This is a genomic window from Acinetobacter gerneri DSM 14967 = CIP 107464 = MTCC 9824, assembly GCF_000368565.1.
GTDB lineage: Bacteria > Pseudomonadota > Gammaproteobacteria > Pseudomonadales > Moraxellaceae > Acinetobacter > Acinetobacter gerneri.
The window spans coordinates 293,736-318,393 of record NZ_KB849543.1; the positions used below are offsets into that span (position 1 = coordinate 293,736).

General features: G+C 38.8%; 20 protein-coding genes and 1 other RNA gene. 11 read left to right on the forward strand and 10 right to left on the reverse strand.

Annotated elements, in window-relative coordinates; translation table 11 throughout:
- Nucleotides 1-327: 327 nt before the first annotated feature.
- The 5 genes from cas1f to F960_RS09720 are packed head-to-tail and all read right to left on the reverse strand — an operon-like array spanning nt 328 to nt 5,128.
- Nucleotides 328-1,281, reverse strand: coding sequence for a type I-F CRISPR-associated endonuclease Cas1f (gene cas1f, locus F960_RS09700; RefSeq protein ID WP_004863327.1), 954 nt, complete (start codon nt 1,279-1,281; stop codon nt 328-330).
- Nucleotides 1,282-1,923 carry a type I-F CRISPR-associated endoribonuclease Cas6/Csy4 gene (locus tag F960_RS09705; protein ID WP_004863330.1) on the reverse strand — a complete coding sequence of 214 codons (642 nt, stop codon included), beginning with the start codon at nt 1,921-1,923 and terminating at the stop codon, nt 1,282-1,284. It lies immediately after the preceding gene.
- 2 nt (nt 1,924-1,925) lie between these two features.
- Nucleotides 1,926-3,023 (reverse strand): type I-F CRISPR-associated protein Csy3, encoded by a 1,098-nt coding sequence (gene csy3 / locus F960_RS09710; protein WP_004863333.1) that lies wholly within the window; start codon nt 3,021-3,023, stop codon nt 1,926-1,928.
- Nucleotides 3,024-3,053: 30 nt separating this feature from the next.
- Nucleotides 3,054-3,938: a type I-F CRISPR-associated protein Csy2 gene (gene csy2, locus F960_RS09715; protein WP_004863335.1), complete on the reverse strand. Its 885-nt coding sequence runs from the start codon at nt 3,936-3,938 to the stop codon at nt 3,054-3,056.
- Entirely contained in the window at nt 3,935-5,128 is a 1,194-nt protein-coding gene (locus F960_RS09720; RefSeq protein WP_004863337.1) for a type I-F CRISPR-associated protein Csy1, read from the reverse strand. The genes csy2 and F960_RS09720 overlap by 4 nt, the downstream gene beginning before the upstream one ends.
- A gap of 355 nt (nt 5,129-5,483) precedes the next feature.
- Here F960_RS09720 and cas3f point away from each other — a divergent pair, with 355 nt between their 5' ends.
- The gene (cas3f, locus tag F960_RS09725; RefSeq protein WP_004863340.1) at nt 5,484-8,699 is read left to right on the forward strand and encodes a type I-F CRISPR-associated helicase Cas3f; all 3,216 of its coding nucleotides are present in this window, start codon (nt 5,484-5,486) and stop codon (nt 8,697-8,699) included.
- A gap of 74 nt (nt 8,700-8,773) precedes the next feature.
- Here the strand turns inward: cas3f and ssrS are convergent.
- The 3 genes from ssrS to F960_RS09735 form a co-directional block, all read right to left on the reverse strand.
- A non-coding RNA gene (gene ssrS / locus F960_RS21805) (6S RNA) lies at nt 8,774-8,960 on the reverse strand.
- 101 nt (nt 8,961-9,061) lie between these two features.
- The gene (locus tag F960_RS09730; RefSeq protein WP_004863344.1) at nt 9,062-9,346 is read right to left on the reverse strand and encodes a cell division protein ZapA; all 285 of its coding nucleotides are present in this window, start codon (nt 9,344-9,346) and stop codon (nt 9,062-9,064) included.
- A gap of 3 nt (nt 9,347-9,349) precedes the next feature.
- A complete protein-coding gene (locus F960_RS09735; protein WP_004863349.1) occupies nt 9,350-9,901 on the reverse strand; it encodes a hypothetical protein in 552 nt (183 codons plus the stop codon).
- Nucleotides 9,902-9,966: 65 nt separating this feature from the next.
- Here F960_RS09735 and F960_RS09740 point away from each other — a divergent pair, with 65 nt between their 5' ends.
- The 5 genes from F960_RS09740 to F960_RS09760 all read left to right on the forward strand — a co-directional run bounded on the left by F960_RS09740 (nt 9,967) and on the right by F960_RS09760 (nt 15,064).
- Nucleotides 9,967-10,596, forward strand: a complete 630-nt coding sequence (locus F960_RS09740) for a UPF0149 family protein (RefSeq protein ID WP_004863351.1) — start codon at nt 9,967-9,969, stop codon at nt 10,594-10,596.
- 237 nt (nt 10,597-10,833) lie between these two features.
- Complete coding sequence (gene pepP, locus F960_RS09745; RefSeq protein WP_004863354.1) at nt 10,834-12,180, forward strand: Xaa-Pro aminopeptidase; 1,347 nt, start codon at nt 10,834-10,836, stop codon at nt 12,178-12,180.
- Between the two features lie 19 nt (nt 12,181-12,199).
- Complete coding sequence (ubiH, locus tag F960_RS09750) at nt 12,200-13,423, forward strand: 2-octaprenyl-6-methoxyphenyl hydroxylase (protein WP_004863357.1); 1,224 nt, start codon at nt 12,200-12,202, stop codon at nt 13,421-13,423.
- Nucleotides 13,420-14,652 carry an FAD-dependent monooxygenase gene (locus tag F960_RS09755; protein WP_004863362.1) on the forward strand — a complete coding sequence of 411 codons (1,233 nt, stop codon included), beginning with the start codon at nt 13,420-13,422 and terminating at the stop codon, nt 14,650-14,652. Before ubiH ends, F960_RS09755 begins: the two co-directional genes overlap by 4 nt.
- Before the next feature lie 166 nt (nt 14,653-14,818).
- Nucleotides 14,819-15,064 (forward strand): hypothetical protein, encoded by a 246-nt coding sequence (locus F960_RS09760; protein ID WP_004863366.1) that lies wholly within the window; start codon nt 14,819-14,821, stop codon nt 15,062-15,064.
- Between the two features lie 179 nt (nt 15,065-15,243).
- Here the strand turns inward: F960_RS09760 and F960_RS09765 are convergent, their stop codons facing one another.
- The gene (locus F960_RS09765; RefSeq protein WP_004863369.1) at nt 15,244-17,082 is read right to left on the reverse strand and encodes a phosphoenolpyruvate carboxykinase (GTP); all 1,839 of its coding nucleotides are present in this window, start codon (nt 17,080-17,082) and stop codon (nt 15,244-15,246) included.
- Between the two features lie 408 nt (nt 17,083-17,490).
- Between F960_RS09765 and F960_RS09770 the strand changes: the two genes are divergently transcribed.
- The 4 genes from F960_RS09770 to groL all read left to right on the forward strand — a co-directional run bounded on the left by F960_RS09770 (nt 17,491) and on the right by groL (nt 21,375).
- The gene (locus tag F960_RS09770; RefSeq protein ID WP_004863371.1) at nt 17,491-18,429 is read left to right on the forward strand and encodes a diacylglycerol/lipid kinase family protein; all 939 of its coding nucleotides are present in this window, start codon (nt 17,491-17,493) and stop codon (nt 18,427-18,429) included.
- On the forward strand, nt 18,410-19,168 hold the full coding sequence (locus F960_RS09775; RefSeq protein WP_004863376.1) for a metallophosphoesterase family protein: 759 nt from the start codon (nt 18,410-18,412) through the stop codon (nt 19,166-19,168). The genes F960_RS09770 and F960_RS09775 overlap by 20 nt, the downstream gene beginning before the upstream one ends.
- 211 nt (nt 19,169-19,379) lie before the next feature.
- Nucleotides 19,380-19,670, forward strand: a complete 291-nt coding sequence (locus tag F960_RS09780; protein ID WP_004863380.1) for a co-chaperone GroES — start codon at nt 19,380-19,382, stop codon at nt 19,668-19,670.
- A gap of 70 nt (nt 19,671-19,740) precedes the next feature.
- Complete coding sequence (groL, locus tag F960_RS09785; protein ID WP_004863381.1) at nt 19,741-21,375, forward strand: chaperonin GroEL; 1,635 nt, start codon at nt 19,741-19,743, stop codon at nt 21,373-21,375.
- 182 nt (nt 21,376-21,557) lie between these two features.
- Here groL and F960_RS09790 read toward each other — a convergent pair whose 3' ends face one another.
- Complete coding sequence (locus tag F960_RS09790) at nt 21,558-22,442, reverse strand: siderophore-interacting protein (RefSeq protein WP_004863383.1); 885 nt, start codon at nt 22,440-22,442, stop codon at nt 21,558-21,560.
- A 303-nt stretch (nt 22,443-22,745) separates the two neighbouring features.
- Here F960_RS09790 and F960_RS09795 point away from each other — a divergent pair, with 303 nt between their 5' ends.
- Nucleotides 22,746-24,605, forward strand: coding sequence for an AMP-binding protein (locus F960_RS09795; protein ID WP_373855038.1), 1,860 nt, complete (start codon nt 22,746-22,748; stop codon nt 24,603-24,605).
- The last annotated feature ends 53 nt before the right edge of the window (nt 24,606-24,658 follow it).

Sequence of the window (24,658 nt, forward strand, 5' to 3'; positions counted from 1 at the left end):
CGACTAGGAGCATCTGAAGGGATCCTTCTAAACCATCTAAGCGATGGGGAACCTTGCTGATCCAATGGTTAAACAGACCAAAGACTTCTAAACCATCTAAGCGATGGGGAACTTTTCAGCAGATAATGCAATAGTGCGGTCATACTTCTAAACCATCTAAGCGATGGGGAACAAACATTGCCTTTATGATTCCATGCCGAACATCTTCTAAACCATCTAAGCGATGGGGAACTAGAGTATTTTAATAAAAATACCCTAGATAATAAATAGATAAGCTATTAAAGAATAAAAATACATCAAAAAAGATGCTGTTTGTAATACATTGAATTATTTAATTTTATTACAAAGCTCAGAAATGAAGCCAAACATATAATCTAAAACATCCTGATCTTGACACGTTTCAATAAGCTGCATCCTAAACTCTTTTTGGTTATGAGCGAACTTTGCTGATGCAAATGCTTGAGGCATCACAAAAGCATCTTTGACTAAATCTGCAATATCAAATACCAAACCACCACGTCTGGTTTTACCATGCAAAATGGGTAAGGCAAAACTGATTCCCATGCCATTCAATGTCACAGCCGCATAACCATAAGCAATATAATTGCCATGATCGAGATAATTATTGGCAGTATCAGCCATCGAATCATGTGAAGATTTACCTTCTTCACGATTAAACTCAAAACCAAAGCCTTGGGCAAGTTGCCGATATAAAGATTTTGCCCAACGACCTTCAGCTGCGAGAAGCTCTGTTTGATTATTGGCATTTTCAATATCAGTCTGAAACCGCTGAGAAGCAATAGGATCTAAGGCGATTCCATGCTGAATAAGAATAGTATTTTTCTTCCAAATTGATTGTACGATCGCAATCCGTTCAGACAATAATACTTTTGCCATCAGCAAACGTGCATCATCATCTAACCATGCTTTCATCCAAGTTTGCATATATTCCGTCGGGCGATACTCACTCTGAGGAGCTAAGAAAGTAAGATCTAAACTTGAAAATAAAGGAGAACCACCAGAACCACAAAAGCCAACCATTACATTCGATTCAGCTAAACGCCTTGCGGCAGCATCGGTAAGAGAACTCCCTTTTCCTAAGAGTAAAAAAGCAGTATTTTTCTCAGGAATATTAAAATAATGTTCAATCGGTTGGAGGTTCTCCGTCAAATACACAATCCGATCATCTTTTAAAATGACCCGTACACGTTCTAGATAAAATACACAGGCTCGTTTTGATAACATCAATGCTCGACTGCGTATTTGACGAAGATCACTCATTTAAATCACCTCAAAAACAGGGAGGGCAAAGGGTTGTGTTTGACGAGCCAGACCATAACTATCTGGTAAACCATTCCCCATATCTTTAGTATCCGAAAGCTCAACATCTCGTATATCAATCGGCACGGTAAAAAGTTGTCCTGTACTTTGACTTTTCACCCGAAAATAAGGCAAACGCCGAGCGATTTCCAAACGTCGCTGATGCAATGTTTTTTGCTCAGGATTGGAGGGGAGATTGCGCTCCATTTTCAAGGTTGGGATACGAAAACGGTTATAGCTTTTCCAACCCGTAATTTTTGCTGTTGGAACGTCTAAAGCAGCCTGACTGAGCACAGCATAATCTTGAATTTTCCAGTGACTTTTTATGTTTTCAATCAACTGTTCTAATTCATTTTTTTCAGCCGAAAATATACGCAAAATGTCATATTGATTTGACGGTTTGCGTCCATATTTCAGCTCAGTTGCTTGCATTTTGCGTTGTTGGCGCGGTGATATTTCCAGTGCCAAAGCAAAACGCTCTGGCAATTCTCGAAATGCACCGTGCACAATGTTATAAATCTGATTACGTAAATGGGGCAAGGCAAGCTCACCATCATCTGCGCTGTCCAAAATTCGAATATCAATATAAAAATTGGCTTGCATGATTACTCTCCTTCAGAGTACACACCGCCACGAATTAAGCAGGCAAGCATGAACATGCCACGTTCGCTATTTGGATCGAGGGTTTGGATTTCTTTTAAAATATCAAATGCAGAGACTTTTTCTTTTCCAACTCGGAAGAAAAGTTGAGCGTCTAAGCTCGCACCGTTTGGCTCGACTGGAATCGGTTTACTATCATTTTCAATAAAAGCAGGATACCAAGTATCAATCGTACGTAGTGCATTACCAATTTTTTGATCACGAATCGCAGCTTGACCTAAATATTGGTTATCGTTGGATTGAGTTTCTGGACGTTTAGGATCAATTTGATAAAGCGAGCGTGAAAAACCTTTGGGCTTATCTTCTAAATAGTTTTGTGATGGAAATACCTCGATACCACTTGCACCAAAGTCCACGATCGCTTCGATATGTAAATTGGCTTTGTTATCACCACACATACCACGCACGATAATATCTGCAATTTTTTGTTCATTTTCACATGTGTTTTCAAATGATTTTAAGCCATATTGCAGTGCATTAAATTCAACTGTATTTGCAAGTTTTTTAGTTGTAATGCTGTTTTCTTGATACTCAATTTCACTGATTTTTATCGTGATATTTTCAGCAATCGTGCGATTACGCCACAACCAACGAGCATTGACGATGTTACGCACATAACGACGCGCAATTTCTTTTAAGCCTTCACTCTCTTTGGCTTTATCTGTAAATGCTTTAAAGGCTTTACGGAAATTTTGTTCATCTTCTTTATCTGCACCTGCTTTGGTCGCACAGGCAAATAAAATATGATCTAAATCAATAAAACGTAAATCCCACTTCACTAAAAGTCGTGAGTTTGGCAGTAGTTTTGCTGATTCGGTCATTTGGATATTTGAAACTTCACGTGCAAGTGCGTTGCCTGTAGCAGAACCTTTTTCTTTGTTACCTGCCACGTTTTGTGTACCTCTTATCCCGTGATACATCACATGAAGTGGCTCTGATTCGCCATTTTCAAACAAATGATAAAATGCACCATCACTAACAATCGTGCCACGTTGTAGAGAAAGGCTACCCGGTAATTTTTTAAAAGTTGCTGTATTTGTCATGAGTTATTCCCAATAATATAAAGATTTGAATTAATTGATATTTTGTTGCAGTAAAAAGACATCATCAGATTGCCACTGATATGACCATTTCAGTACAGTGAGGTCATCCCATTTTTCAGCTTCATCTGATTCATAATCATCAAGTATTTGATTTAAAGACAGGTATTGAATTAGACACGTTAAAGGTTCGGCATAGGCATGCGCCGTTTGCTCTTGATGATCCGCATGGCGGACACCTGTACGTTCGAATGTTTCAGGTTCAAGTAGGGCATAACCCAAAGTTGTTGCCGAGAGCCAAGCGAGATTTTCCTCAGGGATTAAATCTAAAGCAGGAGGAGCATCTTTTGCTGTTGGTTTACGCGCTAAAAGTTGGGTGAAAGCTTGTAGTCGATTTACATGATAGTTCTCTTGATATTTCACAAGTAAATCATGACGATCTTGAACCAAGAAACCTGAGCTTATGTGCTTTAACGCTTCATCTGCATTTTCAAACGCTTTGAGTTGACCAAATTCAATAATCTGACCACCAGCAAATTTACTGCGTTTGAGTAGCTGCACGATTGCATCCAAATTTATACTTCTTGCTTTAAACTCAATGACTAAACTAACAAGTAAATGACAGCTTGCCGTGGGTTGTAGCGATAGAGCATATTTATTTTTAGATGAATAATCATTCTTTCCTATAAATACTGCACCGCGTCTTTGCGCAGGGGTAAAACGACCATAAGCCATGCCACCTAAGCGTTGCATATCATGATGAATATAGTAAAAACCTTCGACTTTTGATTGAATTTGTCGTGCAAGATTGTGGCTAAACATCGCAGTTGCCATCAATGGTGCACCGCCCATGACTAAACCACTACTTTGAAAATTGGCAGCTTGAATTTTTAAATAGGGAATCACTAAATAACTCATTTTAAAAGCTCCAAGATACGACGTTTGAATAAGCCTTTAGAGTTCACGTCATCAAGTAAAATATCAATTTTCTCTTTGGTTTTAGCCGCATTTTTACGTCCATTTTCCAGTTCTTTTTGCCAATATGAATGCTTTGAAATTTTCTTGGCAAGATGTTCTGCAAAGAGTTCTTTCCAATCATCAAACTGTTGTAATTCAGGATTGATCAAACCTTGACGCAGTATTTTGACTTCTGGATGACTCCAAAAAGATTTTCTTTCAAGCACTTTTTGGCTCGGAAGTTGTGGTTCAATCGTCTTTAATATTTCTAGTATTTCAGCACCTTGAGCAAGAACATTGCTAACCACTTTTTCAATCGTTTTAAGCTCTTTTTCACGACCTTTTAAATTTGAAAAAGGCGCATAAATTTCCTGCTCAGCAAAGCCAAGATGGTGTGTCAAACTCGATTGTTTTTCCAAATCATGGGCATAGATCGTCAGTTCGATATACAGTTCTTTATTGATGAATGCATTTGAAATCTGATAATCAAAACCTTTATAAAAATATTGAAAGGCTAAACGGGCTTTATGACTTAAAGTTGGAGATCCCATCACAATTGGTCGTTGCATGCTCCGTACCAGACTACCGACGTTTTGTGGATTGGCACCCCCAATACCAAAAACTGCTGTTTGAATATTTTTAAGTTTAGAATCTTTGCCTTGATTTTTACGTTGCTCTTTTAAGGCATCGACTTCTTGATTTAAATAATGATTTACACCAGCAGCGCTGATCGGGCTGATCGAAATATATTGATCATCTTTTGGAATCAAAAGCTGACGCATACGTACATTGATATGTTCTAAACCGGCACTATAAAACTCAGAAAATGTATCTTTTAAATGAGGCTTGAGAGCTGCAACATTTTGCTTAAACTCATCATCGGCTTCAGTTAAGTCTTCATCTAACTGTGCCGCTTTAATGACTTTAAAATAAGTTGCAGTTTTACCAGCATTGGCTTGATAGTCCGTCGGAATGAGAAAATCATCAGCCAAAAGTGTACGAGCAGAAATATAAGGTAAATCGAGTTTTTGAGAATTTTTAAGTCTTATACCTCCTTTCTCGATATTGGAGTTTATGGTTTTTGCGCTGAAATGGACGGACTCAGCAAGGGCTTGCTGATATACGTTATCATTTGAGTTTTGGGATGTCATGTTATTCCCCTGATTTATGTATTATGGATAGGTGTGCTAAATCCATAAAAGTCATTTTAAAGTCATGGTTGTTTTTCATACTTTAACTTTTTAGCATAAAATTTAGAAAGTTAAAGGCTAAGTATTAAACGATACGACAGTTTATGTCGTATCAGTTTTTTTATTAAAAATGAGCTTTTTAGATTTTTAGGATTGTTTATTTAAAATTCGCTTATATTGATCAAAGAATATTTAGATGATGTTTTATTGACCCAAAAATGAAATTGATTTTATAACGTCAAACTGTGTCGCTAATACCTTGGAATTTTCTAAATATATGCTAAACATAGTTCTATAAAATTTTAGAATATTGATTATGCACACCATTTTCATATCTGCTTGCGAAAAAAGAGCCATTAAAAAAACACGTACTATTCTGGATAGTTATGCTATTCGTACAGGGCAGAGTTCTTGGCAAGCGCCGATGACGATGGAAGGCTTAAAAGAAATACGTTCAGCGCTCAAGCGCACCGCCACTCGTCAAACCGCTGTTGCTGCCTATGTGAATTATGGGATGCGCCGTATGAAACTGTTATGGATCATCGGTTCAAAAAGCAAATTTGGTACAGATGGAGCATATCCCATTGCTTCAACACGTAAACAACAAAAACAACTCCAACTTGAACCTTGGGTCAGGGTCGCAAGTTTACTCGCAGGTGCTGCGGGGGATATGCACGATATAGGAAAAGCATCGGTACATTTCCAAGATAAATTAAACAGTTCAGAGATCATCAAAGATGAAGTTCGTCATGAATGGCTTTCGATGAAACTTCTACAAAAGCTACGGAAAAATAACTGGAATTGGCAAGATGCTTGGACAGATATAGATCGTAATATTGGTGAATTTTCCTTAGGTGAGCGTGCAAAAGTCGATAAAGAATCAATTTTAAATGAATTGGAAGCTGTTGATTTTTTAGTGGTGAGTCATCATGGATTATTGGGTGCTTCAAATTTATACCCAAATTCAAGTTTGCATGTGCGGACACAAACATCTATTTCCAACGCTCAAATCACTTGTGCAGGTGATCTAGATGAGCGTATTTTCAAAAGCCATCAAGCACGTATGGCAAGAGTACAAAAACTGATTGCATCAGATACAGCGAAGAGTCTCGTTTATTGGAAAGCTTTAACATTACATGCGAGAGCTGCTTTGATTTTTGCCGATCATACGGTTTCAGCACAAGCATTTTCATCAGCTATCCCTGAAAATATAGGACTATTTGCCAACACCAAGCTTAAAAAAGATGAAAAAGGTGATTATAAAAGATCACTAGATCAACCATTGGATTGGCATTTGCAAAATGTCGGTGATCGAGCGAGTTATCTTGCTGTGAAAATGATGACAGATTTAAATTTGTCAGGACTTTCTGAGCAAACGGTTGAATATATTTGTCAGCCAGCAAAACATACTCGATTTAATTGGCAAAATAAAGTCGCCAATGCACTACAAAAACAAGTTTCTAAGCATCCAGATATCCCAAGTTTGCTGTTCAATATCGCAGGCACAGGTAGCGGTAAAACACGGATGAATTTGCGTGCTGCTTGCACTTTGCGCCCCAATGATCCACGTATAGCGATTGCACTTAACCTCCGTTCACTCACGATGCAAACTGGTGAAGCACTTAAATCTTCGATGAATTTATCTGAAGATGAATTGGCAGTGATCATCGGTGATAAAGTTAGCCAACAACTGTTCAATCAACGTGATAAAAATGATGTAGGCATTGATGACGATGAAAATCTGGCTGAACCGATGTTTGATTCTGAATGGGGCGAAGACAATTTTTTACCAGACTGGCTACATCCACTTTTTGAAAAAAATAGCAAAGGACGAAAGGGGACTGATCAGCAAGCGCAAAGTGTTCTTGCTTCACCTATTTTAGTTTCAACGATTGATTATCTGATCGCTGCGGGTGAGCCGCATCGCCAAGGACATCACGTCAAAGCTTTGCTGCGGATCATGAGTAGCGATTTGATTTTGGATGAAATTGATGGCTATGAACCGAAATCTTTGATCGCAGTTTTGCGTTTGGTACAACTGTCAGCCATGTATGGACGCAATGTGATTTGTTCATCTGCGACATTGTCTGAAACCGTTGCAAAAACCATTTATCGTGCTTATGAATCTGGTATCGAAATGCGTGAAGCTTTATATGCTGATCCTGAGCATAAAAATGCGCAAAAATTTCTGGTTGCGATTGCTGATAATGAATTAAACCCCAAAATTTGGATACAGGATATCCAAATAGCAAGCGATTTTGATGAAAAATATCAACAGCATTTGGATGAATTACAACAGGTTTTAAATGAAAAAGCTCTGCATCCACATCGTATTGCTCAATTGGCAAGGATTGAACAGCCAAGTGTAGAGCATTGGAAAAAAACGATATTGGAACAGGTACAAAGCCTACATCAGTCACATGCTTGGTCATTTAAAAATACAGATAAAAAGCTGTCATTTGGTTTGGTTCGAGTGGCAAATATCAAACATGCGATTGCTTTGGCAAAATATTTATCGACGCATTTACCACATGGGAAAATCGCTTGTTATCACGCCAATGATTGGCTGATTTCTCGTTTTGAAAAAGAACAACGTTTGGATTTTTTGTTGACTCGGCATCCAAATCCGCAAAAAAAATTGTCTGGCAATGAACATATACTTCAAGATGAAGAAATCAATTTTACATTGGAAAATACTGAAACTGATGATGTGCCATTCATCGTGATTGCTACGCCAGTCGAAGAAGTTGGACGTGATCATGATTTTGATTGGGCTGTGATAGATGCATCGAGTATTCAATCTATCGTACAAACTGCGGGGCGGGTCAATCGCCATCGTTTAAATGTGGTGAAATCTCCAAATATCGCTATTCCCCAATTTAATTATCGATATTGTGAAAATAAAGAGCAAACAAAACCAAAGAAAACAGCTGTTTTTAAATGGCCGGGCTATGAAGCTTATGGTAGTACGAGTCGTGAAAATCGTTATAAAACTCAAAATCTAGCAGAGTTAATTCCGTGGGATGAAAAAGAACAAGTCGTGATCAATGCTTGTCTACGCTTTGATAAGTCAAAATGTTTATTTGCCAAATATGATGACACTGAAATCCAAAAATTTTGTGAAGATTATTTCTATCCATCTGAATATCAGGATTTTTCCAATCCAGATGTGCCTGCATTTTTATTGGCAGAAGAAATTTATGATCGCACACCACTTCGCGATATCCAAAAACAAGAAGTATATTTGTTCGATGTTGTGGATGATCAACTCAAATTTAAACGCACCGATCTCTCGCATGTACAGTTTGATGCTCAGTCTGGAAAATATATTCCGTCTGTTAAAACTGTGCCATTTAAGGTTGAAGATGCGCCACAGAACACTTGGCTGGCCCATGATCCAGTAAGTTTGTTAAAGCTTTGTGAGAGGTACAATGTTTCTGCGGAGGAGGGCTGTAAAGTGTCTTTGGCACTGTATTCAAATCAAGAACCTGAGTGGGTCTATCATCTTGGTTTTGGGGTTTATCGTAGGTAGTTTTAATAAAATGAGTATGTCTTGAAAATAAGATAATGAAGAGATAGAAGATTAATTATTATTTTTTATAAAATAAACACTCCGAAGATGCCGCTGCAATGTCGTTACCCTTGAACCCTTAAAGTTCAAGGTGGACGCGACGCATACTTGCCGGGTTTCCTACACGAGGTAGGCATACGCTCTAAATATGCAGAACGCAATCCGAAGATGTAGATATCGGCTCAGGGGAATCAGACCCGCTGGCGAACATCCCAGAGTTATATTTAGTATACCTAATTTGAGCTTTTTGGCAAATCTGAGATTGCTAAACATCGAAATAAATACTCAAAAATAGAGATCAAATGCACAAAGAAAAAGCAGTTTTAAACTGCTTTTTCAACATCTTCCAAAATCGTGCTCAACAAGCGTTCACAATGTGAATATTCTTGTAAGGATTTGTTCATGGATAAGACTTCTTGCATCAACTCTAAAGCCACCATAATGACCAATTTGTTGTGTTCAACATTGGGTGCTTTACGACGAAATTCTTGAAATTTTTCATTTAAAAGCTGACCCGCACGTTCTAAATCAGGTTTTTGATCAACTGTTGTCGATAAACGGAAAGTTTGCTCAATTAGACGTAATTCGACAGTAACGACTTCACTCATGAATTAAACCTCCTCATTCGCATCAGTTGGATGAGCAAGCTGTGCAATTTCTTGCGCATGATGATCTTGTTCAGTACCTAAAATAGATAAGCGTTGAATAATGGCTTCAACTTTATTTTTCGCATGTTCATTCTTTTGAACTAAGCGTTCTCTTTCAGTCTTCAAATCTTGAATTTCTTGATTGGCATGACGTTGTTGATTGAGCATATTTTCTTTGCTCACTCGTAATTCATTGCGTTCAGCCAAGATTTCCTGAAAACGATTTTTCAGATCCGTACAACTTTTCTCCAAACGACCATAACGATCGGCAAGTGTCGTTGCATCTGTATTGAGTGTTTTGAGCTGGTCTTCAAGATTTTTCACCACGTCATTTAAACGTTCAATTTCGTCCTGCTTTTGCGTGATGATACTGTTTTTATGCGTGATTTGCGCATGATGCTGCTCGTCACTGTTATCTTTTTCCTTTAACAGTGAAGCATTTTCACTTGAAAGTTGCTCAAGGCGATTTTTTAAAACGCCGAAATGCGCTTGTAAGCGCTGTAATTGTTCTAACATAACGTGGTCGCACAGAATTGCAATCAAAGGTAATATATACAGAAGTATAGAGATTGGATAAGCGAATGCAAGATGATATTTCAGGTTGGTCAGATTGGAGCCAAAATTTTGATGGGATTGAAGAAATTTCAAGCCCTAGTGAGTTACATGGCTTATTAACAGGTATTGTTTGTGTTACAGAAGCGCCGACACGAGATGAATGGTTACAAATTTTATCTACGCTCAATATTCCTAAAATGGACGATGACGCACTTGCTTTGTTAACAGAAGAAGGTGAAGACGTTGCGCATGCGTTGAATGACGATGAATTGGACTATTTACCGATGCTTCCAGATGATGAACATTTCTTGGTTGAACGTGTTCAAGCGCTTGCAGATTGGTGTGCAGGTGTGGTGCTTGGTTTTGGACTCGCATCAGGGCACTTGCGTAATGATGAGCAAGAGTTGATTGAACATTTACAAGATGTAGCTGCAGTCGAATTTGATGAATCAGACAATGATGAAGAGGGTGAGATGAGCTACCAAGAATTATTTGAATTTGTGCGTTTGATTCCTGTTAGCTTGTCTGTTGGACGCAAAAAAGTGCCTGTAAATGAAAGTTCTTTACTGCAACATTTTCAAGCAAAATTGAAAAATGCTCCGCAATTAGACAATGAAAATGTCGTAGAAATGTTTACACCGCATCGTCCAAGCTAAATAGAATATAAATTAATATATTTGAAATCTTTTCAGCTTTTGGCTGATGATTTCAAATATATGTTTTGAAAATGTCGAGCTTATCGAAGCTGGATAAGCCAAGATCTACGCACAATGTTTTGTTTAAATAAAATGATTGTGAATTGAAACTGCAATGGGTTATATATTGTAGAGTTCAGATTGATCATCATGTCACCCCTTTTAGATTCTGTATTAACCATAGAAGCTGTATAAATAATGAAATTGACTCAAGCCGAATATCAACAACGTCGTGATCACCTCGCAGCAGAAATGGGCGCAAATAGTATTGCAATTATTGCAACAAGCCCAGAAGTCATGCGAAATAATGATGCAGATTACAAGTTTAGAGCGGATAGTAGTTTTTATTATTTAACTGGCTTTGCAGAGCCTGAAGCAGTGGCAGTGATTGAGACTTCTGCTGATGGTGAGGATTATACCTATAGCCTATTTTGCCGTGAACGTAATCGTGAGATGGAAATCTGGACAGGTTATCGAGCAGGCATAGATGGTGCGGTCGATGACTATGATGCGGATGAAGCATATGCCATTGATCTGCTAGATGAAGAAATTATTGAAAAATTATTGGGTAAAGAAAAATTATTTTATCGTATGGGCGCAAAGCCTGAGTTTGATACCCGTGTAAATACTTGGTTGAAAAAAACTGAACAAATGCATCAACGTAAAGGTGTGACTGTTCCTGCACGCGTGATTCAGCTTAATCGTATTTTAGATGAAATGCGTTTGTTCAAATCTGAAGCAGAAATTGAAATGATGCAAATTGCCTCAGATATCAGCGCTAAAGCGCATACCCGTGCGATGCAAACAGTGCACCCGGGTATGATGGAATACGCGCTTGAAGCCGAACTGAATTATATTTTTGGGCAAAATGGCTGCGTTCCATCTTATAACAGCATCGTTGGTGGTGGCGAAAATGGCTGCATTTTACATTATGTAGAAAATAACAAAGTGCTTAAAGACGGTGATTTGGTACTGATCGATGCTGCTTGTGAATATGATTGTTATGCATCAGATATCACGCGTACATTCCCGATTAATGGCAAATTTAGTCCAGAACAAAAAGCGTTATACAATGTTATTTTGGATGCGCAAATTGCAGCGATTGATGTTGTACGTGTAGGTCAATCTTATAAAGAACCACATAATGTCGCTGTCAAAATCATGGTTCAAGGCTTGCTTGATCTAGGAATCATGCAAGGCAATTTAGACGAAATTATTGAAAGTGAACGCTATCGTCAATTTTATATGCACGGCACAGGGCATTGGTTAGGCTTGGATGTGCATGATGTTGGGGATTATAAAATTGATGAAGAATGGCGTAATTATGAAGTCGGTATGGTGGTGACAGTAGAGCCGGGACTTTATATTGCACCAGATGATGAAAATGTAGAAAGTCGTTGGCGTGGTATTGGTATTCGTATCGAAGATGATGTATTGGTGACTGAACATGGTCCACGCGTTTTAACCAAAAATGTCGTTAAAACTGTGGCTGAAATTGAAGAATTGATGGCAAATTCTCAAGCACAAAATCTTATTAAAAATTGATAAAAACTTTGGGGTAGATATGCAAAACGATCTAGTAACAGAAAAAGTCATCATTGTTGGTGGTGGCATGGTGGGTCTAAGCTTGGCTTTAATGTTGGCGAAGCAAAAGATTCAGGTACAGCTTTTAGAAGCGATTAAGTATCCAATTTTTGAATCAGAGGGTGAGATTCCTTATCACTCTAGTTTTGATGCACGTAATACTGCACTGTCACGTCGTAGTGTGCAGATTTATCAGCAGCTTGGTCTTTGGGATTTATTGCAAGTTCATGCCACACCGATTTTACAAGTGCATATTACAGAGCAAGGCAGTTTTGGTAAGGCAAGACTGGTTGCTGAAGAAGAAAAAGTAGAGAGCTTTGGTCAAGTCATCGAAAATGCTTGGTTAGGACGTGTATTGCTGACTGAAGTTCGCAAAGAAGCGTTGATTGAGTTGATTGATGGTGTAAAAGTCACTGAGCTGAACCAAGATCAAGATCAAGTGCATATCGAAGCCAATCGTGGTGAAGAAGCATTAAAACTCAGTGCAAAATTGTTGATTGCTGCGGATGGTCGTGATTCATTTTGTCGTCAAGCGCTCGGTGTAGGCGTTGATGTACATGACTATGATCAAGTTGCGATTGTAACGGCTGTGCAGACGTCTAAGCCTCATCAGCAAGTGGGTTTTGAGCGTTTTAGTCCACTTGGTCCTTTGGCGTTGTTGCCATTGCCAGGCGAATATCGCCGTTCAGTGGTTTGGCCGGTCAAAAAGGGAACTGAGCATGAGTGGTTAGGTCAGGAAAATGATCAACATTTTCTAGATGCACTACAACATACTTATGGCGATCGTGCAGGAAAATTTGAAAAAACTGGACAACGTTTTTGCTTCCCATTATCGCAAGTCCTTGCGCACAAGCAGGCTGTGGGGCGTGTGGTCTTGATGGGTAATGCGGCACATACCATCCACCCCGTTGCAGGGCAAGGTTTCAATCTTTGCTTGCGTGATGCATTTGTATTATTGCGTTTTATTACAGAGCAATTGGAAGCATCTGAAGATATTGGACAGCCTGAAATGTTATTGGCTTATGAGCAGTCACGTTTAGAAGATCAAAAACGTGTGATTAAGTTCTGTGATTCGGTGGTTCGTGGTTTTAGTAATTCTAATCCTATTTTAAAACTGATTCGTAATACTGGCTTGGTTGCATTTGATGTGATTCCGGGGATTAAGCCTTTGGTTGCCAATTATGCAATGGGATTGAAAGCATGAGCGAACTTTTAGATGTTGTCATCGTTGGTGGTGGTCTGGTTGGTGGTTTAACAGCATTATTATTGGCGCAAGGTGGCGTTCAAGCAACGGTATTGGATGCAGCTCCTGTACTTGATCGAGAAAAAGTTTTGGCTACGCCAAATCCGCGTGTATTGGCGCTCAGTCAAGCGACGATCCATTTGCTACAAACAGCCAATGTCTGGGATAAAATCGCCCGCCAGATGCCTTATACGGGCATGCATGTATGGAATAAAAATGGCTATGGTGAAATTAGCTTTGGTTATGCCTCAGAAAAGCAACCCAGCCTGAAACAAAGTTTAGGTTCAATGGTTGAACCAAGTTTGATTAACCTGGCGATTCAGCAGGAAATGCTAGAGAAGGTCAAAGACTATCGAACTCAAGTGAAAGTGGTTCGTATCGAAAAGGGTGTGGGTTGTTGGATCGTACAGCTTGCCGATGGTACAACGCTTCGGACTAAATTGCTGATTGGTGCAGATGGTGCAAATTCATTTGTACGTGATCAGGCTTTTATTGGCTTAGATGTGTTGGATTACAAACAATCTGGCGTAACTTGTGCGATTAAAACCGTACAACCGCATCGACATGTAGCACGTCAGATATTCCTGCCTACAGGTCCTTTGGCTTATTTGCCTATGGCAAGCTTGGATGCTTCGAAAAATGGTTATTGGCAGTCTATCGTTTGGACATTACCTTCAGATTATGCCGATGAGTATTCCGCTTTAGATGATGACGCATTTAAATGCTTATTGACCTTGGAAAGCCAAAACATGCTCGGGGGTGTTGTAGACGTTCAATCACGTGCGACATTCCCATTAAAAGCACGTTCTGCTGAGCACTATGTCTTAGATGGATTGGCATTGATTGGCGATGCTGCACATGTCATTCATCCTCTTGCTGGTCAAGGGGTCAATATTGGCACCTTAGATGCGGCAGTATTGTGTGATGTGTTGTTGCATGATTTAAAACGTGGCGTTTGGGCGCATGAACAGACCTTAAAACGTTATGAACATCGTCGTCGTGGTGAAAATCTGGCGATGATGCATAGTATGTCTGCGATTGGTTGGCTTGAAACAAGCGAATTTTATCCAGTGGTTTGGGCGCGAAATTTCGGGGTCAATCAGGTCGATAAATTGGCAACATTCAAAGATGCATTTATGACTCAAGCCAGTGGCATAAATAGCCTAAAACAGACGCGATATGCGGTCTAAGTGTTATTTTTAGACAGTCATTTAAAATTGATTACGAATTTGGCTAAAAAAAATACGTTTTTTTGATATTTAGCTCTTTGCGAAATGCGAAGAGCTTGATACATTTCTCGGTATATAGAAACCAAATTGAATGTGGCAATTTGTAGTCATTCACGGGGAGGAATAAATGGCTGATGTAAATGATTACGACGAAAATGAAGACACTACCGTAGATGATGAAGAAGCCAAAGCGGCTGAAAAAGGTGGTGATGCAGAAGATACCGTATCTGATGCAGATATGGCTGAAGCTGAAACATTGACTGTGACAGCAAAGCAAAAACAACGTCAAGCACTTGAAGATGAAGTTGCTGCTTTCTTGGCTCGTGGTGGAAAAATTACAGAAGTCCCACCTGATGCCGATGCAGAAGACTAAGAGCAATCAAAGTCTGACATAGGTCATCTTTTAAAACACCGCTTAGAGCGGTGTTTTTTTTACAATCTAAATCTACTTCTGTGTAGCCCGATCATTAAAGTCAGGTCATTACGATCTTTATTTTGATTGCACATAAACAAAAAAAAGACCGCGAATGCGGTCTTTTTTTAGAAGCTTAATTAAGCAACTTTTTCAGCTTTTACAGCTTCAAGCAATGCAGCTTGACGCTCTTTCAATGCAGCTGGTAAACGCTCACCAAGTTTGTTGAATAACTCAGTGTGGCTTTCCAATTCTTTAACCCATTGATCTTTGTTTTGAGCAGTTACAAGGTCAAAGTCAGCTTGAGAGAAATCAGTACCAGTCCAGTTAAGGTCTGCATAAGTAGGAACTAAACCAATTGGAGTTTCTACAGCATTTGCACGACCTTCACAGCGGTTGATGATCCACTCAAGAACACGCATGTTTTGACCGAAACCAGGCCATACGAAGTTGCCTTCAGCATCACGACGGAACCAGTTTACATTGTAGATCTTAGGAAGATTGTTACCAGCAGCTTTCGCTTTAGCACCAACTTCTTCGCCCAATTCTAACCAATGAGAGAAATAGTCAGCCATGTTATAGCCAGCAAATGGAAGCATTGCAAATGGGTCACGGCGTACAACACCTTGTTGACCAACTGCAGCAGCAGTTGTTTCAGAACCCATAGTTGCTGCTTTATACACACCATCAACCCAGTCAAAAGCTTCTGAGATTAAAGGCACAGTGTCAGCACGGCGACCACCGAAGATGAACGCAGAAATCGGAACACCTGCTGGATTTTCCCAGTCAGCATCGATAGAAGGGCATTGCGCAGCAGAAACAGTGAAACGTGCATTTGGATGTGCAGCTTTTTCACCAGCAACGTGTGGCTGACCTTTCCAGTTAGTAAGGTTTGCAGGAACTTCTTTAGAAAGACCTTCCCACCAAACTTCGCCATTATCAGTAACAGCAACGTTTGTATAGATCACGTCTTTATGAAGTGTAGCCATACAGTTTGGATTTGTTTTGGTATTTGTACCAGGCGCTACACCGAAGAAACCAGCTTCAGGGTTAATCGCATATAAACGACCATCTTCACCTGGTTTGATCCAAGCAATATCGTCACCTACAGTTTCGATTTTCCAACCTTCATAACCCGCTGGTGGAATCAACATTGCAAAGTTGGTTTTACCACAAGCAGAAGGGAATGCAGCAGCGATATAGTGTTTTTCACCTTGTGGGTTTGTTACGCCCAAGATCAACATGTGTTCAGCCAACCAACCTTGTTGACGACCCATAGAAGAAGCAATACGTAAAGCTAAGCATTTTTTACCAAGCAATGCATTACCGCCGTAACCTGAACCATAAGACCAGATTTCACGAGTTTCTGGATAATGCACGATATATTTTTCAGGGTTACAAGGCCAAGCGACGTCTTTTTGACCAGCAGCAAGTGGAGCACCTACTGTGTGTACGCAAGGGATGTAATCGCCATCAGTACCAAGTACGTCATAAACAGCTTTACCCATACGTGCCATTTTGCGCATACTAACAGCAACATAAGGAGAATCAGTAAGTTCGATACCGATATGTGCAATATGGCTTCCTAAAGGACCCATAGAGAAAGGAACAACGTACATAGTACGACCTTCCATTGCACCGTCAAACAAACCGTTTAAACGAGTACGCATTTCAGCTGGAGCTTCCCAGTTGTTTGTTGCGCCTGCGTCTTCTTGTTTTTCAGAACAGATAAAAGTACGACCTTCAACACGTGCAACGTCAGAAGGGTCAGAATTTGCTAAATAAGAACCAGGATGTTTTTCTTGGTTTAAAGCTTGCATAGTGCCGTTAGCGATCATCAAGTCAATATAACGTTGATATTCTTCGTCGCTACCGTCACACCATTCAATCTTTGCTGGTTTCGTTAATTTTGCAATTTCTTCAACCCACGCAATAAGCTTGGGATGACGAACGAATTCTGGTGCGTTCACTTGGGTCATGGTGCGGCCTATCTCAAATGTGTGCATTCATGTGCACAAAGTCAAATCCTAACGATGGGGTACATCATCAAGATTAAAGTATGAAAAAAGATGCCGTATTAAAGCATATATTCATAAAAAAAATAAGACTAAAGGCTTAAATGCTTCCAAAAGTTAAAAAATAGTTAACATATTGATATTAAAGTTTAAAGTGCCTTTTAGTGCTTGTTTATTGTAGCATTTCTTTAAAATATATTTAGCATTTATTTTAAAAATTTTAATAAAAATCATTACATTATGTTATTTATAAAGTGAAATGTAACATTATGGGATTATTGAATCGTGAGCATTCAAATTTTACATAAAAAAGATATTAATTGCTTATTAAATCGGCGAAATTAGAGCAAATGCTTTAAGTAAATCAAAATTATGAATAAAACTTTGAAACCCTTATCAATAATCTATAACCAAAAATCTGGTTTTCATGCCAGTAAAAAAGAAGACGTCTACGAAAAAATTGTGACGATATTCACAGAACAGCAATTTGAAATACAGGTTTTTGAAATCAGTATTGATCGAAATTTTGATGAACAAATGCAAAAAATAATGGAGAGGCATCAGCAATCTGAGGATCAAGGGGTGATTGTTGCGGCTGGGGGAGATGGAACTTTAAATGCTGTTGCTGAAAAATTGATGCATCAAAATATACCAATGGGAATCTTGCCTTTAGGTACTTTTAATTATGTGGCTCGGGTACTCGATATTCCTTTGGATCTCGTCGAAGCTGCAAAAGTGATTGCGACGGGTACGCCTCGCGATTCGCATGTAGCAAAAATCAACCAACATATTTATCTCAATAATGCCAGTTTGGGGCTATATCCTTTATTTATAAAAAAACGAGAACAATACAATCAAAAGTTTGGTCGACTTTTACTCAATGCTTATACTTCAGGACTAGATGTGCTGATTCGAGATCGACAGCAACTCAAACTTGAAGTTGAGGTCGATGGGCAGGTTTATCCAGTCAAAACGCCTTTGGTATTTTTTGGCAATAATCAATTACAACTCAAAGAACTCAACTTGCAAATCGCCAAAGATGCAGCAGAGGGGCATGTCGCTGGGATCGTTGTCGCAAAAAGTGATAAGCTGAGTTTGTTTAAAATGTTATTTCAATTGATGCGGGGCAATCTGGAAAATACGCCTGATGTTTATAGTTTCGCAGCTGAAAATGTCAAAATCCGTTCCAAGAAAAAACAACTTACCGTTGCTGTGGATGGTGAGCTTTTTGAAATAGAAACGCCACTCGATATAACTGTGGCAAAAAATGCGTTAAAAATTATGGTGCCTCATGTTACTGCATCTGTCTGACGTTCATTTTGGTACTGAGCGTCCAGTTTGTTTAGAAGCGATACAACGGTTTTGCAATCGTTTTAAACCCGAAGTGATTGCCATCAGTGGAGATCTTACACAACGTGCCAGATTGCCACAGTTTATTGCCTGTAAAATGTATTTTGAGCAATTGGGGATTCCTTATTTTGTGGTACCCGGTAATCACGATATACCGCTTTATCATGTGTGGGATCGGTTTTTTAGTCCTTTTGCCTTATATCAGCTGTTTTTTGGCAGCCTTGAAAATACTTTAATCACGGAACATTTTTATCTTATCGGGGTCAATACGATTCGCAGACGCTCACATACCAAAGGGCATTTATCGTTACAACAAATCCATGAAGTCAATGAAAAACTGATTCATGCGCCCAAAGATAAATTGAAAATTGTGGTGAGCCATCAACCTTTTTATACGGCTGTAAAAGATCGTCATGAAAATGATTGCCCTGATCTTGCCAAATTGGCTGTGCAGTATTGGGGTGAAAGTGGCTTATTTGGTTTATTGCATGGACATTTACATCATGTGGCTGTGTTTGATCTCAATCAAGAATATCAGTTGCATTTAGATCATCCTGTTTTTGAAATCCATGCAGGTACAGCAACTTCTTCACGTTTATATCGTGATACGCCCAATAGTTTTAATGTGCTCTTAAATGATGGAACAATCCAACATTATTTGTTCGATGAAAGCAGCAAAGATTTCGTTCTAAAAGTTTAACTTTTGATGGCGTGAAAAGGCAAAATTTTACTGATTTGATTATGAGTGTATAAAAATAATACAAAAAAATGAAAAATATTTGGGGTTAGCCCTTGAAGCGCATTTTTCCATCCCCACAAAAGTGTCATCGAATTAATTTTGATGATGACGATGGATAGTCAGTCATTATCGTATCCTAATACTTATAAGACTTAGTCTGATGGAGTTATATATGAGCAACATTCGCCCATTACATGATCGTGTTGTTATTCGCCGTGTTGAAGAAGAAACTAAAACTGCTGGTGGTATCTTGTTACCAGGTTCAGCAGCTGAAAAACCAGCTCAAGGTGAAATCATTGCTGTAGGTAATGGTCAAGTGACTGACAATGGCGTTCGTGCTTTAGACGTTAAAGTTGGCGACAAAGTATTGTTCGGTACTTATGCTGGTACGACTGTAAAAGTGAGCGGTGAAGAACTTCTTATTATGAAAGAGTCTGACATTTTAGCGGTATTGGAAGGTTAATCCCTTTCGCTAAATTTGATTCTCATTTGAAAATATCAGATTAAATATTTTAAAAATTTTGGAGTAGTACATGTCAGCTAAAGACGTAAAATTTGGTGATTCAGCTCGTTCTAAAATGATCGCGGGCGTAAATGTTCTTGCAGACGCAGTAAAAGTAACTTTAGGTCCTAAAGGCCGTAACGTTGTTATCGATCGTTCTTTCGGTGCACCGCACATCACTAAAGATGGTGTGACTGTTGCTAAAGAAATTTCACTTAGCGATAAATTTGAAAATATGGGCGCGCAATTGGTTCGTGAAGTATCTTCAAAAACCAATGATATCGCAGGTGACGGTACAACAACTGCAACTGTACTTGCTCAAGCGATTTTAAATGAAGGGATCAAATCAGTTACTGCTGGTATGAACCCAATGGATCTTAAACGCGGTATCGACATCGCGGTTCGTGCTGTTGTTGAAAATATCAAAGCAACTGCAAAACCTGCTGATGACTTTAAAGCAATTGAACAAGTAGGTTCGATTTCTGCAAACTCTGATGAGACTGTAGGTAAACTTATTGCTCAAGCAATGGAAAAAGTGGGTAAAGAAGGCGTAATCACTGTAGAAGAAGGTTCTGGCTTCGAAGACTCTCTTGATGTTGTTGAAGGTATGCAGTTTGACCGTGGTTATATCTCTCCATACTTCGCAAACAAACAAGATACATTGACTGCTGAACTTGAAAATCCGTTCATTCTTCTTGTTGATAAAAAAATCAGCAACATCCGTGAATTGATCACAGTATTAGAAGCAGTTGCTAAAACTGGTAAACCACTTTTAATCATCGCTGAAGATGTTGAAGGCGAAGCGCTTGCTACTCTTGTCGTAAACAACATGCGCGGTATTATCAAAGTATGTGCTGTTAAAGCGCCTGGTTTTGGTGACCGTCGTAAAGCAATGCTTCAAGATATCGCAATCTTGACTGGTGCAACTGTAATTTCTGAAGAAGTAGGCATGTCTTTAGAGCAAGCAACTCTTCAAGATTTGGGTACTGCTCATAAAGTAACAGTTTCTAAAGAAAATACAGTACTTGTTGATGGCGCAGGCGATGCAAATCAAATCGCTGAACGTGTTCAACAAATCCGTGCACAAATCGAAGAATCAACTTCAGAATACGATAAAGAAAAACTTCAAGAACGCGTAGCTAAACTTGCTGGCGGTGTTGCTGTGATCAAAATCGGTGCTGCAACTGAAGTTGAAATGAAAGAGAAAAAAGATCGTGTAGATGATGCTCTTCATGCCACTCGTGCTGCTGTTGAAGAAGGTGTTGTTGCAGGTGGTGGTGTTGCGCTTGTACGTGCAGTTAAATCTATCGAAACATTAACTGGCGCAAACGATGACCAAACTGCGGGTATCAACATTTTACGTCGTGCAATCGAAGCTCCACTTCGTCAAATCGTAGCAAATGCGGGTGATGAGCCTTCAGTTGTGATCAATGCGATTAAACAAGGCGAAGGTAACTACGGTTATAACGCAGCTTCAGGTGTTTATGGTGATATGTTGGAAATGGGTATCCTTGATCCAGCGAAAGTAACGCGTTCTGCACTTGAACATGCTGCTTCTGTTGCAGGTTTGATGTTGACTACTGAATGTATGATTACTGATATTCCAGAAGACAAACCAGCGATGCCAGATATGGGCGGCATGGGTGGTATGGGCGGAATGATGTAATTCGCTTAAAGGTGATCGTGATTAGATCACCACAGATTCAAAAAAGGTCGCATATATTGCGACCTTTTTTATTGAAGTTATACTTTGTAGAGCATTTTTATGTTAGTTTTTGGCTCATTTCGATTAATGCTGATTGATTTGCTTTGAGCTTATTTTGATGTAATGCTTATTCACATCAACACTTATAATGAATCCTTTGATATGTCATTTTCAATTTCATTTGGCATATCTAAATCATCATATTCTGCCAAGGTTTTACCTTGTTGAGTGTGTTGTAAATAATGCTTTGCACGAACTTTATCTAAGTCTGAACTTGATACACCAGCTTTCCAATAACCCGAAATTTTCACAAGATTTTTATCCATTTTATGTTCTTCTAAAAATAACTCACGTAATGCTCGAGCTTCACTACGTTCACAAGCTGCCCAAATCGTTTTATTTGTACAATCATCAATTTGTAAGGCTGATGCAAATAACCAGCCCGTTTGATGATGATCAGTTTTATGCAGAAAATGGATGCGGATCTGATCGGATAGAGGTAATTGTTGAATAATATTTTCTTCAAAACTTTCAATATAAAGATCAGCGCTGATACCTTTCTGCCAATGTTGCAAAATAGAATAAAGCGCAGGGATCGCCGTATCATCAGCAAACATCACGACGTGTTTATCTAGAGAAAAATCAGGCGCAAAATGTGGACGTGGTCCAATGATCTTGATGTTATCGCCGACCTGAACTGTATTTAACCACTGCATCGCAGGGCTTAAGTCTGCATGTTTGACCAGATCAATTTCTATTTTAGATTTTTCGGCATCAAATGCTCTAACAGTATAAACACGGGAAATAGGTAGATTATTTTCAATATTGGCAAAAAGCAGTCTCAAAGCGACGTTGGGAAGTGCCCATAACTCAGCTTGAGATGTGTCAATTTTACCTGTGATTCTTGCGATAGATGGAAAGGGCTGAGTGATTGAAACAATGGACATTTCAATTTGTTGCATATCATGACGCGCAGCATTTTTATCTGTGAATGATTTTAAATTTTGTTTAGATGTCACGGTATTCATGCTAATCACCTTTGGAAGATCGGAAACACGCAGGGTGGTGATCTTTTGTTTGAGCCATTCAGTTCACTAAGATAAAGTAAGATGGTATAAATGTAAATAATAATTATTATCATTTAAAAGATTATTAAAAGGGTTTAATATATTTTGATGAGATAAAAAGTAGGCTAAGAAGCAGAACAACTCATCGTTCTTGGCAAGCTTTTGTCACTCCCAATTATAGTATTAAATAAAAATGATCGAGGAAATTTACAGATGCAAGTCGATATTGATCACACACTAGAAATGAATAATTCACATAAAAATATGGTTAAAACACAGCTTGAAATTGTAGAAAAAGATCATAACTTTGCTGATATTTCAGATTATCTATATCGCATTCAACAGCATTTGTTTTTTCAGTCCTTGACTAAAACAGCGTTGATTTATGATGAAAAATGTATTGGCTATGCTGAGTTAGCACATCAAGTGAATCAGATGATGTTGGCATTGGATCGACTGCAACTCAAAAAGGGTGCAGTGGTTGCTATTCAATTGGGTAAATGTCCTGAATATATTTACAGTGTTTTAGCATGTGCTTTAAAAGGTCTGATTTGGTTGCCGATCGATATGGATTCACCAGCACTACGACGTGAATATTTATTGGCAAATAGCCGAGTGGATTTGGTGATCGCGAAGCAGCCGATTGAAAATTATGCTTATGTATTGATAGATGAAATATTGAGTGAAAATAGATATGAATTTTCGCAATTCAGTGCTGAAAATATAATACCAGTCTCTCAAATGACTTATAGCATGAGTCGTGATGCTGCCTATTATCTATATACCTCAGGCAGTACAGGCACCCCAAAATGTGTTGTTCTAAATAATCAAGCAACTGCCAATGGGCTTGAACAAAGTATCGAAAAATGGCAGATGACAGCAGATGATGTGGTGATGGCTGTCACGCCATTTCATCATGATATGTCGGTATTTGATGTTTTTGCTACTCTGTCGTTGGGAGCAACTTTGGTGATTCCAACAGCAGAACAAAGTAAAAATGCCTTGGCATGGACAAACTTAGTCGAAAAAAATCAGATCTCGATATGGGTGAGCGTGCCTGCAATCGTTGATATGTTGTGTAGTGTCGCCAATCCTGATCAATTGCAGTCTTTGCGTCTGATTGCGCAGGGTGGCGACTATATCAAAGCAAATTTGATTGAAAAATTACGCCTAAATCTACCCAACGCTCGATTATTTTCCTTAGGTGGACCGACTGAAACTACGATTTGGAGTATTTGGCATGAGATAGACGATGCCGATCAGGATGTTATTCCTTATGGTAAGGCGCTGAAGCATAATCAATATTTTATTTTAAATGAAAATTTGCAAGTTTGTCAGGTGGGTGAAGTTGGTCGAATGTATATGGTCGGGACAAATTTATCTAACGGCTATCTCCTAGATGGAAAAATTAGCCCAAAAGATTTTGTACCTATCACTATTTCAGCCGATACAACTGAGATGGCATTTAGAATGAGTGATCTAGGCTATGTTCGAGCAGATGGAAATATCATTTTTGCCGGGCGAGAAGAGGGCTATCTCAAGGTGAAAGGGGTGCGTATCTCGGCGGCCGAAGTAGAGACAGCTTTGATGAAATACACACCGATTCAAGAAATCGTTACAGTGTGCTGTACTCATCCTCAAACTGAGATTGCGGAGTTGGTTGCGATGTTTAGTTTGGCAAATGTTCAAGAAAAAATAGATATCCAAGATTTGAAAAGTCAGTTAAAAAATTATCTACCTCAGTCGCATATTCCTACAAAATGGTATTGTGTCGATCAATTGCCTTTAACGCAAAATGCTAAAATTGATCGAAAATTATTGCAAAAAATGGCGCAGGAGCAACTGTATCCTCAAGCCCAAAATTTAAAAAATAAGCACATTGCTTTAGAGCATATTTCAGATACGGTTATGGATATTTTTCGGGAATTTGTTGAACAAGAATTTTCGTCCAATATTTTTTATCAAACGGAAATCCTTCGACTCGGTATTCGTACTAAACAGTTAAAACAAATCGCTGAAAAAATCGCTGAAAAATATGATATTCGTTTGGATTTTTATGTGCTTGCTAGTTGTAAGACTGTAGAGGATGTGGTCAATCAAGTACAAAAACAGACAGTAAATTGATTTTTGAAATATTTATTTAAATAATTGAAAATAAGTAATAAATTTTATTTAAG

Coding starts and splice junctions, on each gene's coding strand:
- cas1f (WP_004863327.1), bottom strand. CDS start 1,281: ATGAGTGATCTTCGTCAAATACGCAGTCGAGCATTGATGTTATCAAAA.
- F960_RS09705 (WP_004863330.1), bottom strand. CDS start 1,923: ATGCAAGCCAATTTTTATATTGATATTCGAATTTTGGACAGCGCAGAT.
- csy3 (WP_004863333.1), bottom strand. CDS start 3,023: ATGACAAATACAGCAACTTTTAAAAAATTACCGGGTAGCCTTTCTCTA.
- csy2 (WP_004863335.1), bottom strand. CDS start 3,938: ATGAGTTATTTAGTGATTCCCTATTTAAAAATTCAAGCTGCCAATTTT.
- F960_RS09720 (WP_004863337.1), bottom strand. CDS start 5,128: ATGACATCCCAAAACTCAAATGATAACGTATATCAGCAAGCCCTTGCT.
- cas3f (WP_004863340.1), top strand. CDS start 5,484: ATGCACACCATTTTCATATCTGCTTGCGAAAAAAGAGCCATTAAAAAA.
- F960_RS09730 (WP_004863344.1), bottom strand. CDS start 9,346: ATGAGTGAAGTCGTTACTGTCGAATTACGTCTAATTGAGCAAACTTTC.
- F960_RS09735 (WP_004863349.1), bottom strand. CDS start 9,901: ATGTTAGAACAATTACAGCGCTTACAAGCGCATTTCGGCGTTTTAAAA.
- F960_RS09740 (WP_004863351.1), top strand. CDS start 9,967: ATGCAAGATGATATTTCAGGTTGGTCAGATTGGAGCCAAAATTTTGAT.
- pepP (WP_004863354.1), top strand. CDS start 10,834: ATGAAATTGACTCAAGCCGAATATCAACAACGTCGTGATCACCTCGCA.
- ubiH (WP_004863357.1), top strand. CDS start 12,200: ATGCAAAACGATCTAGTAACAGAAAAAGTCATCATTGTTGGTGGTGGC.
- F960_RS09755 (WP_004863362.1), top strand. CDS start 13,420: ATGAGCGAACTTTTAGATGTTGTCATCGTTGGTGGTGGTCTGGTTGGT.
- F960_RS09760 (WP_004863366.1), top strand. CDS start 14,819: ATGGCTGATGTAAATGATTACGACGAAAATGAAGACACTACCGTAGAT.
- F960_RS09765 (WP_004863369.1), bottom strand. CDS start 17,082: ATGACCCAAGTGAACGCACCAGAATTCGTTCGTCATCCCAAGCTTATT.
- F960_RS09770 (WP_004863371.1), top strand. CDS start 17,491: ATGAATAAAACTTTGAAACCCTTATCAATAATCTATAACCAAAAATCT.
- F960_RS09775 (WP_004863376.1), top strand. CDS start 18,410: ATGTTACTGCATCTGTCTGACGTTCATTTTGGTACTGAGCGTCCAGTT.
- F960_RS09780 (WP_004863380.1), top strand. CDS start 19,380: ATGAGCAACATTCGCCCATTACATGATCGTGTTGTTATTCGCCGTGTT.
- groL (WP_004863381.1), top strand. CDS start 19,741: ATGTCAGCTAAAGACGTAAAATTTGGTGATTCAGCTCGTTCTAAAATG.
- F960_RS09790 (WP_004863383.1), bottom strand. CDS start 22,442: ATGAATACCGTGACATCTAAACAAAATTTAAAATCATTCACAGATAAA.
- F960_RS09795 (WP_373855038.1), top strand. CDS start 22,746: ATGGTTAAAACACAGCTTGAAATTGTAGAAAAAGATCATAACTTTGCT.